Origin of the sequence: Nocardioides sp. B-3 (assembly GCF_024703895.1) — a bacterium.
In the GTDB taxonomy this organism is placed as follows: Bacteria; Actinomycetota; Actinomycetes; order Propionibacteriales; family Nocardioidaceae; genus Nocardioides.
This window is the reverse complement of sequence record NZ_CP087968.1, coordinates 1,052,454-1,069,355: the sequence shown is the minus strand read 5'-3', so window position 1 is coordinate 1,069,355 and position 16,902 is coordinate 1,052,454. Positions and strand designations below refer to the sequence as shown.

19 protein-coding genes and 1 pseudogene are annotated in these 16,902 nt (G+C 63.0%); 19 read left to right on the top strand and 1 reads right to left on the bottom strand.

What is annotated here, in order from left to right:
- The first annotated feature begins 127 nt into the window (after window positions 1-127).
- Entirely contained in the window at window positions 128-271 is a 144-nt protein-coding gene (locus tag LP418_RS07180) for a hypothetical protein (protein WP_257955810.1), read from the top strand.
- A 668-nt stretch (window positions 272-939) separates the two neighbouring features.
- On the opposite strand, the gene LP418_RS07175 is transcribed toward LP418_RS07180, so the two are convergent.
- Window positions 940-1,527 carry a hypothetical protein gene (locus LP418_RS07175; RefSeq protein WP_257955809.1) on the bottom strand — a complete coding sequence of 196 codons (588 nt, stop codon included), beginning with the start codon at window positions 1,525-1,527 and terminating at the stop codon, window positions 940-942.
- A gap of 621 nt (window positions 1,528-2,148) precedes the next feature.
- Here LP418_RS07175 and LP418_RS07170 point away from each other — a divergent pair.
- The 18 genes and pseudogenes from LP418_RS07170 to LP418_RS07090 all read left to right on the top strand — a co-directional run bounded on the left by LP418_RS07170 (window position 2,149) and on the right by LP418_RS07090 (window position 16,859).
- Window positions 2,149-2,643 (top strand): hypothetical protein, encoded by a 495-nt coding sequence (locus LP418_RS07170; protein WP_257955808.1) that lies wholly within the window; start codon window positions 2,149-2,151, stop codon window positions 2,641-2,643.
- A gap of 178 nt (window positions 2,644-2,821) precedes the next feature.
- Complete coding sequence (locus LP418_RS07165; protein WP_257955807.1) at window positions 2,822-4,333, top strand: type I restriction-modification system subunit M; 1,512 nt, start codon at window positions 2,822-2,824, stop codon at window positions 4,331-4,333.
- On the top strand, window positions 4,326-5,540 hold the full coding sequence (locus tag LP418_RS07160; RefSeq protein WP_257955806.1) for a restriction endonuclease subunit S: 1,215 nt from the start codon (window positions 4,326-4,328) through the stop codon (window positions 5,538-5,540). Before LP418_RS07165 ends, LP418_RS07160 begins: the two co-directional genes overlap by 8 nt.
- An 8-nt stretch (window positions 5,541-5,548) precedes the next feature.
- Window positions 5,549-6,910, top strand: coding sequence for a type I restriction endonuclease (locus LP418_RS07155; RefSeq protein ID WP_257955805.1), 1,362 nt, complete (start codon window positions 5,549-5,551; stop codon window positions 6,908-6,910).
- A complete protein-coding gene (locus tag LP418_RS07150) occupies window positions 6,813-8,657 on the top strand; it encodes a type I restriction enzyme subunit R domain-containing protein (protein WP_257955804.1) in 1,845 nt (614 codons plus the stop codon). The genes LP418_RS07155 and LP418_RS07150 overlap by 98 nt, the downstream gene beginning before the upstream one ends.
- A 438-nt stretch (window positions 8,658-9,095) precedes the next feature.
- The gene (locus tag LP418_RS07145; RefSeq protein WP_257955803.1) at window positions 9,096-9,341 is read left to right on the top strand and encodes a DUF2188 domain-containing protein; all 246 of its coding nucleotides are present in this window, start codon (window positions 9,096-9,098) and stop codon (window positions 9,339-9,341) included.
- Between the two features lie 100 nt (window positions 9,342-9,441).
- Window positions 9,442-9,966: an SLATT domain-containing protein gene (locus LP418_RS07140; RefSeq protein WP_257955802.1), complete on the top strand. Its 525-nt coding sequence runs from the start codon at window positions 9,442-9,444 to the stop codon at window positions 9,964-9,966.
- A gap of 95 nt (window positions 9,967-10,061) precedes the next feature.
- Window positions 10,062-10,244: a hypothetical protein gene (locus tag LP418_RS07135; RefSeq protein ID WP_257955801.1), complete on the top strand. Its 183-nt coding sequence runs from the start codon at window positions 10,062-10,064 to the stop codon at window positions 10,242-10,244.
- On the top strand, window positions 10,235-10,957 hold the full coding sequence (locus tag LP418_RS07130) for a hypothetical protein (RefSeq protein WP_257955800.1): 723 nt from the start codon (window positions 10,235-10,237) through the stop codon (window positions 10,955-10,957). Before LP418_RS07135 ends, LP418_RS07130 begins: the two co-directional genes overlap by 10 nt.
- Window positions 10,950-11,600, top strand: coding sequence for a hypothetical protein (locus tag LP418_RS07125; protein ID WP_257955799.1), 651 nt, complete (start codon window positions 10,950-10,952; stop codon window positions 11,598-11,600). Before LP418_RS07130 ends, LP418_RS07125 begins: the two co-directional genes overlap by 8 nt.
- 179 nt (window positions 11,601-11,779) lie before the next feature.
- Window positions 11,780-12,322 (top strand): ThiF family adenylyltransferase, encoded by a 543-nt coding sequence (locus LP418_RS07120; protein ID WP_336275924.1) that lies wholly within the window; start codon window positions 11,780-11,782, stop codon window positions 12,320-12,322.
- A gap of 132 nt (window positions 12,323-12,454) precedes the next feature.
- Window positions 12,455-12,871 carry a Mov34/MPN/PAD-1 family protein gene (locus LP418_RS07115; protein WP_257955797.1) on the top strand — a complete coding sequence of 139 codons (417 nt, stop codon included), beginning with the start codon at window positions 12,455-12,457 and terminating at the stop codon, window positions 12,869-12,871.
- A gap of 63 nt (window positions 12,872-12,934) precedes the next feature.
- Entirely contained in the window at window positions 12,935-13,213 is a 279-nt protein-coding gene (locus LP418_RS07110; RefSeq protein WP_257955796.1) for a hypothetical protein, read from the top strand.
- Between the two features lie 131 nt (window positions 13,214-13,344).
- A complete protein-coding gene (locus LP418_RS07105; RefSeq protein ID WP_257955795.1) occupies window positions 13,345-13,983 on the top strand; it encodes a PASTA domain-containing protein in 639 nt (212 codons plus the stop codon).
- A 146-nt stretch (window positions 13,984-14,129) separates the two neighbouring features.
- Window positions 14,130-14,294: pseudogene (locus LP418_RS32745) on the top strand (DNA cytosine methyltransferase); the annotation flags it as partial.
- Between the two features lie 44 nt (window positions 14,295-14,338).
- Window positions 14,339-15,247: a DNA (cytosine-5-)-methyltransferase gene (gene dcm / locus LP418_RS07100; RefSeq protein WP_336276027.1), complete on the top strand. Its 909-nt coding sequence runs from the start codon at window positions 14,339-14,341 to the stop codon at window positions 15,245-15,247.
- A 20-nt stretch (window positions 15,248-15,267) separates the two neighbouring features.
- The gene (locus LP418_RS32740) at window positions 15,268-15,675 is read left to right on the top strand and encodes a very short patch repair endonuclease (protein WP_442940240.1); all 408 of its coding nucleotides are present in this window, start codon (window positions 15,268-15,270) and stop codon (window positions 15,673-15,675) included.
- The gene (locus LP418_RS07090; RefSeq protein ID WP_257955793.1) at window positions 15,672-16,859 is read left to right on the top strand and encodes a type II restriction endonuclease; all 1,188 of its coding nucleotides are present in this window, start codon (window positions 15,672-15,674) and stop codon (window positions 16,857-16,859) included. Before LP418_RS32740 ends, LP418_RS07090 begins: the two co-directional genes overlap by 4 nt.
- Window positions 16,860-16,902 lie beyond the last annotated feature (43 nt).

Below are 16,902 nucleotides of genomic sequence, written 5' to 3'. Positions count from 1 at the left end.
GAGGTTCATGGCCAACGCGTCCGAGATGTAGTCGCCGCCCCGGTCCGAACGCAGGAACTTGGGCTTCCCGCCCACGAACACTCCGTCGGCGGTGTACCAGCCACGGACACCTTCAAGGAGAGTGTCGATGCTGTCGGCGGTGTTGGGGACACGGTCGGTGAGAAGGTACGCCAACACCAACCGGGTCTTGAGGTCGATCAGCGTGGTCAGCCACGGCCAGATCGGCTTCATGCCCCGTTCGGGGATCACCATGATCGGCAGTTTCGTGTGATCGGTTCCGTACGCGTAGGCCCGGTGGGGGATGTGCTCGATGTTGAAGAACTGGTGCTTGACCATCGCCCGGTAGCCGCCCTTGGCGCAGGCAACCAGTGCCGGGTCCCATTCCTTCACCCGCCGCTGGAACGCCCGTAGGCTCATCCCTTCGGGGAGTTGGCCAGCAGTTGCGAGCGCCTTGTGGGCCTTGCTGGCCACCCCCTTGTTCAGGAAGAACTGGACCTTGGCTTGCCACTCGTCCGGGACGCACTTCTTGTAGGTGCTGCCCGGCCGCTCCGCCACCCTCGCGGTGCGGCAGAACTCCCGCAGCATCTTGCTGAGGTGCTCGGGGTGAACTTCCAGCCGCGAGGCCACCTCCGTCATGACTGGGCCCGGCACGTGTCCGTTCTGTGTACGGACCAGCGCAAGGTGTGTCAGCGCCTGCCTACGTTGCGCAGCCAAGGCCTTGGCTGCCGTCGTTGGAGCGCGGGCGCCAGAACCACGCCTGTCATCGCGCCACCACCCTCGGCTTGTCTGAACCGCAAGGGTGAGTCGTCTGATCGCGACCGCTCTCATGTGACACCGCCGTCTCCGCCGGGGATACCGCAGCAAACTCCACCGTTTCTGGGGATGCAGCCGGGTGTACCGCCGGGGATGACTCAACGGGCACGTTCGAGGGTGTGGCGTTCATGACGACGACCCGTGGGTCGAAGCGTCGGATTGACGTAGGGGTTCTGCTTGGGTCGGAGACAGCAGGATGCGCTTGCTGGCTGGGTGAGCCAACGTCACCAAGTGCAGGGCGCCGAACGGGAGGATGCGGACACCGGCGAACAGGTCACCGAACTGCTCCATGCCACCGACTGCCTGCCGGTTGGCTTGCGCGATGACCCGGTCGGAGATCTGGGAGATCGACCGGTTGTGGGTCTTGATCTCGTCGAAGAACACCACCCCGGTCTCGGTGTGACGCCACGCCACGTCGGTGCGGCCACCGCCGGTGTCGAACTCGCAGCCGAGGAGTTCCCACGGTGCGGTCGGCGCGAAGCGGCGCAGGTAGGTGCAGACATGCCCGGCAGCGGTCAGCATCAGAACTCGGCGACGGTTGTGGTTGTCGCCGTTGACGAGCGCACCGGTGATGTCGAGGACCCGCTCCGGGAGCGTGACCGGGTCAAGGCCCGGGAGGGCGGGCGCCAAGATGGCGATGGCCGCGTGGGTTACCAGCCCCACGTCTTGGGGGCGGTAGCCGGACAGTTCCTTGGGTAGGGCGAGTGAAGGCATGATGACACCAATGGGGTTCGGGCCACGCTTGACTCGCTTAGGGCGGCGGGTGTCAGCGCGTGGTTGGTCGGCGCCCGTGCTAGCACGGGAGGACGACGAGCGGTCGTCTGTGCCGATGGCGCATGCGGTGTCCTCCTTCCCAACAATGGATCGAACAGTTGTTCGAGTCCGTGAGGGGAACTGAAGCACGATCGCCTCGCCCCCGGGAAGCCCTGGACTGATCCATGTCCGAACCGGCGGCGCTGGTGCGCCACCACGTCCACTCGCGGTGGTGTGGTCACGTTGGGTGCCCCGTTGGGGATCTCGTTGTCGCTCATGCCAAGGAGATCGGTCGACCGCGAGAGCCCCCGGATCGGCAATCAGACCGTCCAGACGCCGTCCAAAGTGCCGTCAGGCTGAGGTTCGGGACAGGTCGGGGACATCAACCTTGCGAGGTCCGGGACAGGTCCGGGACGCAAACCCGGTTCCGGACGGCCGGGCCCGCTTTGGATGGACCGGTCGCGCTCACGCGACGGCGCCCCCACCGGGCGGGTATACAAAGGCGCAAGCCCCGCCGTGGAGGTTCACCATCATCGAGCACCGCACCCGCCACCTTGGTGGCCTGCGATGACCCGACAACAGGTGTACCGACTCCCTACCCAAGGCTCTTGGCACACCACGCTCGACGACATCGAGCCCAACGCCCGCCCCAACCGGGACCCACAACCAGCGCCCGGAACGTCCAGTCGCCGACCACGCCGCAAAGTCGCCGTCGCCCGCCGCAGCCACCAGCGCCTCGCCCCCGACAGCGCCTACTTCTACTGGTGCGAAAACTGCGACTACTGCAACACCACCGACGAAGGCCAGCAGGCACGCTGCGCCAACCACCAACGAGCCCACGAAGCCGACCGCAAAGCACGCCAGCGTAAACGCTCAGGGCAACGCACACCGATGGGTGACTACGTCATCACCCACGCCCAACTCGCGAGGCTCTACGTCGATGCAAACACGCTGGCCGCTGCCGCACGCGACTTCGAGAGTGCCGCCCACCTCGGGAACTCGGCGGCGGCACAAGCAGCGCTCAATCGAGCCATCCGTTCAATGGCGCAAGCAGTCACCGATCTACCCCGGCCATGACCAGTAGAGAATCGACTTGTTCGGCGGGACCAGTTCGACTGGTTCAGCGCTCACGCGGCCAACTCAATGTCTAAGGTGACAACGCGCTTCTGCTCATGGGGGATGGGGTACGGCACTCCCACGGGTTTGCCGATAAGCAGGAGCGAGAAGCGACCAAAACGAGGGAAGCAGCGAACCAGTGTCAGTCACATTGCAGGAACTTGAAAGCCGACTCTGGGGCGCCGCCAACGCACTCCGTGGCCCGGTGGACCCGGCAGACTTCAAGACCTACGTGTTCCCCATGCTGTTCTGGAAGTGGCTCTCCGACACATGGCTCCACGAGCACGCCGAAGCGGTCGAGGAGTACGGAGACGACCTCACTGCCGAAGTGGAAGCCGAGTTCCACGACTTCATCCTCCCCGACGGCACCCGATGGGATGACGTCACCAATGACACCACCGGCAACCTCGGTGCCAACATCCAGAAGGCGCTCACCCGGATCGAGCAGGCCAACCCGACCTACTTGTCTGGGATCTTCGGTGACGCTGCCCGGGCAAACAAGGAACGCCTGCCGGAACCTGCGCTCGTTGGCGTGATCAACAAGTTCAACGAGATCACTCTCAACCCGACGACTGTCACAACCGATCTTCTCGGCCGGGGTTATGAGTACCTGCTCAAGAACTTCGCTGACGAATCAGGCAAGAAGGCAGGCGAGTTCTTCACCCCACGAGCAGTGGTGAACCTCCTCGTCAACATCCTCGAACCTGAACCGGGTGAATCGCTCTACGATCCCACCTCCGGTTCCGGTGGCATGCTCGTCACGGCAATCAACCATCTCCGCGCCAACGGCAAGGACGCCCGCACCCTCCGCGTGTTCGGGCAAGAGGTCAACCTGACCACCGCGTCGATCGCCAAGATGAACCTCTTCCTTCACGACCCGGAAACGTTCGACATCAAACGCGGCGACACCCTCAGGGACCCGAAGTTCCGCAACCCAGACGGCACGCTCACCCAGTTCGACACCGTCCCGGCCAACCCGCCGTTCTCTCTCTCCGGCTGGGGTGCCGAAAAGTGGCCTGCCGACCCGCGCGCATTCTGTGGTGTGCCACCAGCGACTAAGGGCGACTACGCGTTCGTTCAGCACATGATCACGTCGATGAAGCCCGTCACCGGGCGCGTCGGTGTCGTCATGCCGCACGGTGTGTTGTTCCGTGGAGGCGAAGAGGGCCGCATTCGCCAGTGCCCGGTCGAGAAGGACCTTCTCGAAGCCGTCATCGGACTCCCACCCAACCTGTTCTACTCGACCAGCATCCCCGCATGCTTGCTCATCTTCCGAGCCGAAGGCTCCAAGCGGGCTGAGCGGAAAAACCACGTCCTGTTCGTGGACGGGTCCGCCCGGTTCGCCAAGGGTCGCAACATGAACTCGATGAGTGACGACGACATCACGGTCCTCACCGAGGCGTACAAGACAGGTGATGACCCTGATGGACCCGACTTCGGGGCCAACGTCCGACTCGTACCGTTCGACGAAATCAAAACCAACGGGTTCGACCTCAACATCGGGCGCTACATCAAGGTTGCTGCCGAAGAGCAAGCCGATCTCGGCACCCTCATCGTGGCTTACCAAGAAGCCAAGACCGTCCGCGTGGCTGCCGAAGCCCACATGAACGCTGTCCTCACCGCTGCAGGCATTGAGGGCTTCGATGACTGAGTGGGTTGAGACCACGCTTGGCGACATCGCCGATGTTGTAGGCGGCGGGACTCCCAGCACTAAGCAGGCGAACTATTGGGGCGGCGAAGTCCTCTGGCTAACGCCCGGCGAACTGACCAAACGGGAAGGCGAGGTGATCACCTCAACCGACCGAACGATTAGCGCTGCCGGTCTCGCCGCTTCATCTGCCAAGTTGCTCCCGAAAGACGCAGTGCTGCTCACCTCGCGTGCGACAGTCGGGGCAGTTGGCCTCGCTGGCCAGCCCATGGCAACGAACCAAGGCTTCCAATCGCTCGTTGCAGGGGACAGTGTGCTGCCGAAGTTCCTCTTGTACTGGGTTCAGGCGAACCGAAGCGAGTTCGAGGGTCGGGCCACCGGCAGCACTTTCCCTGAGATCAGTGGCAAGAAGGTCAGGGCCATCCCAATCATGTTGCCTTCGCTGATTGAGCAGCGTCGAATCGTATCGGTGCTGGATGCGGTGGACTGCCAGATCGGCGCTCTCGCCCACGAGGCCGACTCGCTTGAAGACGTCATGAAGACACTCATTGAAGACGCCCTCGCTACTCAACCGCGCTTCGAACTTGGAACGTACCTCCATCGCATCGAGGGAGGGCGTAGTCCGATGACGACCGGGACGCCACCTTCACTGCTGGAGCAGGGGGTCCTCAAGGTCAGTGCAGTCACTCCACATCGCTTTGTTCCAGAGGAAGCAAAGGCGCTTCTGCCTGACACAGTGATGCCGGACGTGGCAATCGTGCGTGGAGGAGACGTGCTGATCACACGGGCGAACACCCCCGCGCGGGTAGGTGCGGTTTGCCGTGTCCCTGCAGATGTTCGGAAGGGGCTCTTCCTGTGCGACAAAACGCTTCGAATGGTTCCGAGCGAGGGTCTCGATCCTGACTATTTAGTGGTTGCCATGGGTCTAGCTGAAACACGGAAGCACCTCACTGGCGCTGCAACGGGAACGAGCGCCTCGATGTTCAACATCAGTCAGGCGAAGATTCATGAGACACCCATCCCGGTTCCCGATTTGGCCAGCCAGCGTCAAGTCGCCCGAATGGTGCTCGATGCTCATGAGAATTCCGATGGTCTTCGAATCCAACTGGCAAGTCTCGTACGACTTCGCCGGGGGCTCGTCACCGCACTGCTATCGCAGGCGATTGCTCTTGATAAGACCGTTGACTGTTTCGTTGAGGGTGCTGCCTGATGGTGGGGATGAATGAGTCGAACACGATCCGGGCTGCGTTGGTTGGTTGGGCTGAGGACGGTGGTTGGGAGCACATCGCGGGGAGCCTGCTACCGCGCCTGCCTGAACTCACTGATGTAGTTGTTGACGGGTGGGCTCGTGAGGCCCTGTTGTCGTTGAACCCAGATCTTGTGGGCGATCCGGAGAACACCGACGCAGTGTTGGCTGAGGTCAGCCGTGCGGTGTTGTTGGCACAGGACGGGCTGGTTGCGGCGAACGAGAAGTTGACGGTGATGCTCCGTGGAGAGCATGCGTTCAAGACCCTCGTGGGGAAGCACGTCCCTCGCCGGTTCATCGACTTCGAGGACCTTGAGAACAACCGGTTTGTCGTCTCTGATGAGGTGACGATCAAGGGTGGACCTGATACCCGACGCATGGACGTCGTGTACTACGTGAACGGGTTCCCGCTCGTTGTTGCCGAGACGAAGTCGCCTGTCGACAAGGGCAAGTCGTGGGTCAACGGTGCCAAAGACATTTGGGGTACCTATGAGGTGGAGTACCCGCATTTCTTCGCACCGAACGTCTTCAGTGTTGCCACCGATGGACGTCAACTGCGTCTCGCACCCGTCCGAACTGAACCGTCCGGCGACGTCAATGAGGACGAAGGTTGGGGACCGTGGGGTTCAACGACGGATGATCTGAAGCAGACGCAGGCGGAACGGGTTGCCCGGTCTGTCGAGTTGCTGCTGACCCCTGCAACTGTCCTGGGGATGCTCCACGACTATGCGATGTACCGGGCTGGTTCATCTATGGAACCCGCTGTGAAGGTGTTGCCCCGGTATGCCCAGTTGGAGGCAGCGGAGGCGATTCACGCGAAGGTGCGGACCGGGAAACGGGTCGGCAAGGGTGGTGGCCTCATCTGGCAGCACCAAGGGTCCGGGAAGACTGAACTGGGTGCGTTCGCATCAAGTCGGCTTTTGCGTGATCCGGCAGTGGGGAACCCGACCGTCATCCTCATTGCACACCGCAAGCAGTTGGTGCGGCAGGCAGCCGAGTTGTTCGAGACAACTGGCATGCCCCGGGTGTCTGTCCCGGCGTCGAAGCGGGACCTGTGGAAGGCAGTGAAGAACCATCGGGGTGTCATCGTCACCACCGTCCACAAGTTCGCTGAAGCCGGGCACTTGTCCGACCGGGACAACATCATCGTCATCGTGGACGAGGCACACGACTCCCAAGAGGGCGACTTCGGGGAAGGCGTGGCGCGCCGCTGTTCCCAACGCCACGTTCTTCGGGATGACAGGTACCGCTGTCAAGCAAGGCGACCGGGACACGTTCAGGCTGTTCGGGGACCCCGACGATCCCAACTTCATCATGTCCCGTTACACCCCTGAACGGTCCATCGCAGACGGGTACACCAAGCCCATCGTGGTGGAAGCCCGCAAGGTCGGGTTCGACCTCGACAGGGACGACCTCGACAAGGCATTCGACGACCTCGCCGACGACGAGGACCCGGATGACGAAACGAAAGAGTTCCTGTCAGGGAAGGCGTCCCACACCGAAACCATCTTGTCGAACCCGGACCGCATGACAGCCGTCTGCGAAGACATGGTCGCCCACTACCTGAGCAACGTGTTCCCGCTCGGCCAGAAGGCCCAAGTGGTGGCGTTCAACCAACGGCTCGTCGTTGCGTACGCCGAGACACTCCAACGGATCCTGTCCGAGCGTGGTGCCGTCATGACCATCAAGGGCGGCGACGGCAGCGAGACAGCGAAGCCGCTCGAAGTTGCGGTCGTCATGTCGGTGCCCATCTCCAAGGACACCCCCAAGAACTACCTCAAGTACGCCCTCACCGACGACCAAGAGGAAGCGCTCAAACGACGGTTCAAGAACGTCAGTGACCCGCTCACCTTCGTGGTCGTCACCGCCAAATGGATGGTCGGGTTCAACGCCCCCATCGAGGGTGTTCTCTACCTCGACAAGCCCCTCAAGGCTGCCAACCTCTTCCAGACCATCACCCGCCCCAACCGCCCCCGGAAGAACCCCCTCACCGGCCAACGGAAAGTGTTCGGTCGAGTCGTCGACTACATCGGCCTCGCCAAACAAATCGGGCTGGCTGTCGCCGGACCCAAGGTGGACGACGAAGACGACGAACCCACCCCCATCGACGTCATCGACATCAACCAGTTGACCGTCAAGTTCCTCACCGACCTGACCGGCGTCCAATCCGTCTTCGCAGGCATCGACAAAACTGAAGCCGACTTCCACTCCCTCACGGAAGCCGAAGCCCGCATCCCCGAAGGCACCCCCACCGGGGACAAGTTCATCGCCGACTTCGTTGCCCTCCAAGGTGTCTGGGAGTTCCTCTACGCCAACAACACCCAAAACCCGATGCTCGACCCATACAAGGGCGACTACCGGTGGCTCGCCAAGGTGTTCGACTACATCAGCCCCACCGACAAGTCCCAAGCCATCCTCTGGGAAAAGTACGGCGCCAAAACGCTCGCCCTCGTCCACGGCCACATGGACAACATCACCGTTGCCCCGGGGCGAACGGTCCGCCTAGACGCCGCCGGGCTTGAACTCGTCAAGCGCATCGCCGAACAACTGGCCCTCCCCGACCCCAACCAAGACCCCAAGAATCCCGGCGACGTCTACAAGGACGTGGTCGACTCCATCGAAGCCCGCCTCAAACGACGCCTCGAAGGCACCAACACCGCCGTCTACAAATCACTGGCCGACCGCATCGAGAAACTCCGCCAACGAGCCATCAGCACCGTCGACGACTCCATCGCCTTCCTCGAAGACTGCCTCAACGTCGCCCGTGACGTCGTCGCAGCCGACCGTGCAGCGGAACAACACCCGTGTGTCGACGACACCAACCTCTACGACCCCAAAACCGGTGCCCTGTCGGCCATCGTCACCGAGAACACCCCCGAAGGGCTCCACAAGATCGTTCCCGACTTCGTGCACACGGTCGACTCCATCGTCGTGGACGTCGCCTACACCGGCTGGGCCAAGAACGAGAAGGGCGACCGCGCCGTCAAACGCGAAATCCGTTCCTCCCTCAAGAAGTACGGGCTGCCCGTCACCGGAGACCTCTTCGACCGGGTTTACGCCTACGTGCGACAGAACTACTGAACAGATCCCAGCGGCCTGCCACTCACAGGACCGCCGCGTGCAGCGGTCACGGTGTGGCAAGCGGTCGATCTGCATCCGCATCATGCGAACCATCCGCCAGCCGACCACGGCCAGTCGTGGAGAAGAGGCTGGGAACGTGACCATCGTTCGGCGCGCCCTGCCAAATGACGGGCACGGAAATGCTCTCTTAGAAGGTGACGGCGCAACCGCGTCGCCACAGCAGGCGTACCTTCCCCCGCGCCAACACCGGGGAGCCCTGCATGCCCGGAACACCGGACCCCGCCCGACCGGCGGTGACACGCACGGTAGCGACAGCAACCAGTGCGCGCACGGGGACACGCCGTGCGTCGCCGACGGCAACCTGCCGATGCATAGCAGGACCACTGTCGGTGGGCCCCCTTACGTTGCAACTACCAACCACCACCCCGGGAGTCAGCCATGAGTAACGACAACCGACGCCACGTCGTCCCCGACAAGGACGGCGGCTGGAACGTCCAGAAGCCCGGCGCATCCCGTGCCAGTGCCCACGCCGACACTCAGAAGGACGCCGTGGCCCGAGCCAAGGAGATCGTCCACAACGCCGGGGGTGGCGAGGTTGCCATCCACGGCCGCGACGGCAAGATCCGCAACTCCGACACCGTCAAGCCGGGCAACGACCCCTTCCCGCCCCGCGACAAGAAGTAGGGCGCCGTATGGGTTTCCTCGCTCGACTGCAGGGCAAGTCCACCCCACCTGATGAGCCCGGCGAGCACTACGCCGTACCGGCCGACGTCCCCGTTGACTGGTGCCCATCGGTCAGGAACTGTCCCGACTCGAAGAGAGCGCTCGGTGGTCCGCGCAAAACCAGTTCGAGGCGGGCAAGTTTTGGCGCGGCTGCAACCTTGCGCTAGGTGCCCCCGCCAGTGTGCTTGGGCTGGCCACCGGGGCCGTGGGCGTGAGCGACGGCCTGCCCATCCGGGTTGTCGGGGCGGCCGCGCTTGGTGCTGCGGCGCTCACGGCAATCATGACTGTCCTAGGCGCTGAGCGCCGGTCGCAACGAGCACACACATGCGCCAATGCCTTCCACGACATCCAAGGAGACGCTCGACGGATGCTCCTCGTCGACCTTGCCGCACAGGATCTCAAGAATGCACGAGAGGAACTCACCATCCTCACGGACCGGTACTCCGAGATCCGTCACACCGCCGAGGCGCCAGCCAAGCACTTCTACAAGAAGGCGGCCAAGAACATCCGCAAGGGCGGGCAACGGTTCGCCATCGACCACACCAGCAACACCACGCTGGCCACCAAGGAGACCACTCATGGCTGACCTCACCTCGCAGTTCGCAACTGCGCAATCGGAACATCGAACCCAGCAAGTTCGACTGGGACACCGCCCCCGAGGCCCACGAGGAGGTCGGCAAGGTGCTGGCTGCCGACGAGGACCTCAAGGCGTGGGGGATCAACCCGATCCTGATCGGCTCGTACGGGCGACGGGTTTCAATCCGCCCGCGTATACGACGTCGACATGTTCTGCCGACTCGACGACTACCCGGCAGGAGTTGCTGCCTGCAGACGTTCTCGACCGTGTCTACGACGTGCTCGTGAAGGAGTATGGAAAGAAGAACGTCACCCGATACGACCGGTCGGTCACCCTGCTCGTTCCCGACGCCGACGGACTGTTCATCGACGTGGTGCCCGCCCGGAAAGCGGGTGCCGTGTGGGAGATCCCGACAAAGGACGAGGGCTGGGTCGAGACCAACCCGGTGAAGATGACCGAACTCAAGGAAGACAAGAACGCTGAGTACGACGAGTTGTACGTTCCCTGCGTGAAACTGCTCCGACAGGCACGCCGCAACCTCCTCGGAAAGACCAAACCCGGCGGCTTCACAGTCGAGATGGCGCTCTACACCGCCTGCGAGGAGGGCCTCGTCTCGGGCGAGACCATGGCCGAGTTCTTCGCTTCGGCCATGGAGGGCGTCGCCGATGTGTTCCGCCGCATCGCCGACGACGACTTCGAGATGCCCGACCCCTCCATGGACGGCAAGGTGCTCGACTTCGACGAGGACGCCGACTTCGACACCGCACGGGACAAGTTCACGACCGCAGCCGCCGACGCCCGCACCGCGTGCGACATGGGCGACGACGAAGCCGGGAAGGCGGCCGTGCTTTTGCAGGGCATCCTCGGCTCCAACGACGACTTCACCAACGTGTTCCCCATGCCGTCGGGCTACGACAAGGACGGCAACAAGAAGTCCGATTCCAAGAGTCGGACCTCGGGCGACAAGCGCACCACCGCAGGAGACCTGCGCTTTGGATGACAACAAGGCCGACCTCACGCTCTGGAACGACGCCATCGCACAAGAGCGCGACGACTTCATCAACGAACTCATCGAGCGCGGCTACCGACTCACGCGCGACAAATCGCTTGGCTCATCGAGCGACGCAAAACTCGAAGATGGCCGCGTCGAGATCCGCGTAATCGACGGTTTCCCCTACGTACAGCCCACCGTGCGCGCCATCGGGGACGTTCCCGGGACACGGCACCAATCGCCCAACGGTGACCTCTGCCTCTACGCCAGCCGCGACCGCGACAACCAGCCGTGGCGTGACGCTGACTCCCTCCTCGCACGAGTTGACCTCTGGTTCGAGAAGAACGAGCAGGGATGGCCCGACGACCCCCCGGCCCTCGACATCGAGGCATACCTAGACCTGCCCATCGACACCGGGTACGTGATGTACGACGACCTCAGCACACTGAGCGACGACTACATCGAGATCCGCGCCGACCAGCGCACGCTCCGCGTGATCGGACCCGGCAAGGTCCCCAAGAAGAGCACCAAGGGCATCCTGAGTGGATACGTGACTGACCTGGGCAGAACTCACCACGCCGCCACTGAACTGGCACGACCTGATCACGAACGTCGCCGAGCCGGAGCGCATCCAGTCCGCCATCGAACGTGACCGCATCGACGTCCTCCTCATCCGATACCAACGCGGCAACCAGCACGGGGCGGTCGCCATCACCCTCACGGGCGCCAAGGGACAGGACGCCACCCCTCGCTTCGCGCTGTCGGCCTCGTCTAACCAGTCCGTCATGCGACTGCGTGCTGGGTCCGCCGTTGACGCGCTCGCCAACAAGCATGTCTACGTCGTCGGTGCCGGAGCCTTGGGATCACACATCTGCGACGGACTCGCGCGCCGGAATCGGGCGGATGACCGTCCGCGACTTCGACATCCTGAGCCCCGGAAACACGACTCGGCATCTCGTCACCACGCTGTCACTGTGCGGAACGAACAAGGCCACACTGGTGAAGGTCGTCCTCGATAACCGCCCCTACAACCGAGCCGTGATCGTCGCTAACCCAGCGCCCTTGGCGAGCCCCGCCGAAGCGGCCGAACTTCTCGACGCCTACGACCTCGTCGTCGACGCCACAGCGGACGGCGCAGTCACCTCCATGCTCGAAGACGCCGCCCGCGCCACCGGCCGCCGCTTCATCACCGCCTGCCTCCAAAACGAGGGGCCGCACCCAACGCGCGGACATCGTCCCTCCCCTACGACGCCGCCACCCCGCACCCACCCACCGTGCACCAACCCCCAAACGGCCTCGAAATGTTCGAGGCAGGCTGCGGCGAGCCCATCTCCCGCACACCACCGCACGCCGTCGCCGAAGCCGCAGCCATGACCGTTCGCCACGTCATCGGGATGCTCACCGGTGACCCGGAATGCCCAGCCGGGGAAGTCCGCAACCACACATGACAGCCGCCGCCACAGTCCTCCTCTCTCAGCAAGCCCACGACGCTACACGCCGCAGCCCGTGCTTCCCGGGACGACCGAACATGGGGGCATCCTCGTCGGCTACCGCACCCCCAACGGGCTCCACATCGAGGACGCCCTCGTCGTCGACGACGGGACAGCAGCCCGCACCCACTACGTACGCCGCGCCAAACCCGCCCAACAGATCCTCGTGAACTACCTCGCCATCAGCGATCCCCTCATCGGATACGTCGGCGAGTGGCACACCCACCCCCTACCGCAACCACCCAGCCCAAGAGACCGCCGAACCATGCGACTCATGGCAATGCGCAACAGCAACCCCGTCGCCCTCGTTGTAGCCGCGCTCAACCCCGGCACCCGACATGTACGCCTCCATGGGCTGCTCAGCGACCCACACCCCGCAAGTCACCGACTGCTCGGGAAATTCAGCGACATCACGATCGCACCCGGCGAATAGCGATCCCGCTGCCTGCATGGTGTTGCCCTGCAGCGAAGGAGCAAGACGTCCGATATGCCTCGCATGACGATGAACATGCTGTACGGCGACTACGGAGTCTGGGTCTTCCCGATCCTGATTGCAGTGGGCCTTGTGCTGATGGTCTCTGGTTTCAACGCCGACCTCAATCGCGCTGCCCGGAACGGGCACCAACCGAGCGCTTGGTGCGCACGCTGCGACGACGAGTGCCGCGCACCAGTGGACACCACAGCCCACGGCTTCCGCACCACGTTCGGGTCAGGCCTGTTCCTGCTCATCGCACCGCTGTACTTCCTCGGTCTGCTCCTGATCGCACTCACCTGATTCGCCCCGTCGCATCAGTCCATCGCCCCTACGTCATCCGGAGCCTCGCTATGAATCGCCGCATTCCGACGACCATCGCCCTGCTGGCCACCTGTCTCCTCGCAAGCGCATGCGGCGGACCGAGCTCGAACGTGCTGCAGTCGTTCACCAGCGATCCCGTCTCCAACGTCAACGAGCGAGTGTTCGACGACCACAGCGACGCCCAGTGGATCAAGCACATCACCCAAGTGGGCGACGGATCCTTTGACGGGATCGACATCGAGACCGACCTCAAGGTCAGCAAGGACAGTCAGCACATCGCCGTGGAAATCTGCGAGGCCTACACAAAGGCCATGTCCACCGACGGGCGGGTGCGGGTCCTCGGCCTCGAACCGGACGAGCAGATGGACGGCTCCACCGACTGGGACGACACACAACTGGCCGCCAACCTCCCCGGAGGCTTCTTCTCTCAGGTCAAAGCCACCGAGGCCTGCGTCCGTGACACCGATGGTGGCGACGAGTTCCTAGAGGAGACGACCCCGGTCGTGCCGGGCACGTCGGCCTCAGTCGCCCCCGATCTGGTCGGTACAAACCCGGAAGACGCAGATGGTTACATGGAGAAACTCGGCTACGTGTCTTACGAGAACCTCAGCGTGGAGGATGCAACCGGAGCCGAACGCGCCCCCATGTCCTTCGACTCATGGATTGTGACGAAGCAAGAGCCGGAGGCAGGCGAGACCCTGCCGGAGGGCAAGAAGTTCACCGTCTGGGTCAAGAAGCGCTCTGAGTAGCCTGCGTCGGCTGGGGATCGGTCGTCCCATCCGACCTGTCGTCCTCATAGTCATCCGACTGTCGTCCTACATGCCCTCGTGCTCATTGTCGGTGGCTCCGTCTAACCCGGGGCTTGGGGTCGCTACATCAATGGAAGAGGCACGTAGTGGGTGCAACAGTTCGACCGCTGGGCGGCAATGAGCGCGCGGGGTTCCGTTTCATCGATCTCTTCGCGGGCATCGGTGGGTGTCATGAGGGATTCGAGCGAGCCGGCGGTGAGTGTGTCTTCACCTCGGAATGGAACAAGTTCGCGAAGGTGACCTACGAGGCGAATTTTCCGTCCGATGAGGGAAGTGAGCACGTTTTCGCGGGGACATCACCGCCATCGACGCGGCAGACATCCCCGACCATGACGTGCTGGTTGGGGGCTTCCCCTGCCAACCGTTCAGCATTGCTGGCGTATCAAAGAAGAACGCGCTCGGTCGCCCGCACGGATTCCGGGACCCCACGCAGGGCACCTTGTTCTTTGACGTCGCGCGCATCATCGAGAAGAAGCGGCCGCGAGCGTTCCTCTTGGAGAACGTGCGCAACTTGATCTCACACGACAAGGGCAACACGTTCCGCATCATCCGGCACCGCCCGGAGACGGAGCTGGGGTACGAGTTTCATCCCCGTGTCCTTGATGCCAGCGCAGTCGTGCCGCAGGGCCGCCGCCGAATTTTCATGGTGGGATTCGACACCGACGCCTTCCCGGATGGCAGCGGGTTCGACTTCGAGAAGGTCAAGCTGCCGCAGCTCTTTCCGACTATGGACTCGGTCCTGCACAAGGACGACGGATCGGGACCCGTTGAGTTCCCCTACACAGATGCGGATGGCTTGGCTGCCTCCAAGTACACGCTTAGCCTTAAGCTCTGGACGTATCTCCAGAATTACAAACTCAAGCACAACGCCGCTGGCAACGGGTTCGGGTTCGGCTTGGTCGGACGAGACGACGTGGCCAGAACACTTTCTGCGCGCTATTACAAGGACGGCTCCGAGATCCTCGTTCATCGGGGCGACGGGCTGATTCCGCGCCGCCTCACCCCCGCGAGTGCGCTCGGCTCATGGGTTTCCCTGAGCACTTTGAGATTCCCGTCAGCGACACGCAGGCCTACAAGCAGTTCGGAAATAGCGTCGTCGTGCCGGTGGTCGAGACAGTTGCCAAGGCTGTTGGGCAGACTCTCGCGGCGCAGAAGGTCGCGGTCGCGGCGGCGGGCTAGTCTCGATCTGTGCCTGACATCGTGACTCCAGCCGTGCGGAGCCGAATGATGTCTGGAATCCGAGGCAAGAACACAAAGCCTGAGCAACTCTTGCGGAAGGCGCTCCACCGGCGGGGTTTTCGCTTCAGGTTGCACGACAAATCGTTGCCGGGGCGACCAGACATCGTCTTTCCTCGGCGCCACGCCGTCGTGATGGTCCACGGCTGCTTCTGGCACGCTCATGCGGGGTGCAAATATTTCAAGGTCCCGGACTCGAGACGGGAGTTCTGGACCGCAAAGCTCGACGAGACCCGGGCTCGAGACACGCGAGACCCGGCGGCCCTGCGTTCACTTGGTTGGAGAGTGGCTGTGGTGTGGGAATGTGCGACGCGGGTGAGCCTAGACGCGACCATCGAGGCTGTGGACGCGTGGCTAAGAAGTGACGAGGCGACGCTCGAAGTGAGTGTCCCATGATCGGTTCGTCACTCGATGCCTACTTCGACGCCGCAGCCGGGAAACTCTTGTCCGCAGTTGAGGTCGACATGAGTCGGTCCAACCAGCATGAGCTAAACGGCGTAGGACTTCTGGTGGACCTGTTTGGGCATCCGGGCTCCGACATTTTGCGCTTCCCGACACGCTTCCTGTACGTGACCGATGATCTCGAGGTCACGAGCGTTGAAGGAATATTGACGTGGTACGACGCCCGCGCGAATCACGCCACCGGGACAGAGTGTCGGCTGTACTACCCAGCGAACCCGGTCATGGCGATGGCACAAGAGGGCGACTTCCTCATCGTCGCCCGCCCTTCTGACATGCGCGACGGAGTGGTCGTCCTTGTTGCCCCGGCGGGATCGACAGTCGCAATCCAGCTGCAGACTCTGTTCGGCCTCGAGGCGACTGAGCGGCTCGACATCGAATCCACATTGGATGATCGTCCGCTCGATTTCACGGCCCGTCACCTACTTGAGGCTTTGGGATATGAGACTGCCCAGATCCAGAATTCTCGACTTGAGGAGATGCTCCGCCGCTTTGGTGGGACGTTCCCGGTGACGTCCACGTTCTCGGACTTTGCCCGAGAGACGGCGTTGGCCGACGGGCGGGAGGATCCTGACGAAGCGTTGCTTGTCTGGATGGATCAGGAAGAATCCCTGTACCGGACCCTTGAACGACACCTCGTCGGGATCTCGCTTGCGGAAGCTGCGGGTGATGTGGACGAAGTGCTCGCTATCTCCATGCGGACCTTTCAGAGAAGGAGATCCCGAGCCGGCCATGCACTGGAGAACCACGTAGGCCGTGTCCTCGATCTCCACTGCGTGACGTACGAGCGCCGGGCACGTACCGAAGGGGCGAAGAAGCCAGACTTCCTGATTCCGGGGCGCGTGGCCTACCTAGACCCGTCGTTCCCCGATGAGGGTCTAAGGATGCTGGGAGTGAAGACCACTTGCAAGGATCGCTGGCGCCAAGTACTCACGGAGGCGGACCGGGTGCATCGCAAGCACCTGTTAACGCTGGAAGCGCCAATCAGTCGTGCGCAGACGGACGAGATGTTTGGACGCCAACTCATGCTGGTGGTCCCCTCCCAACTGCACCACTTGTTTGAGCCCGCCCGGGTGGACAACATTTTGAGTGTGGCCAATTTCATCGAGCTAGTCCGGTGAACAGCGCCCTGTGGTTCGCCTCGATGATCGAGACCTACGTTCA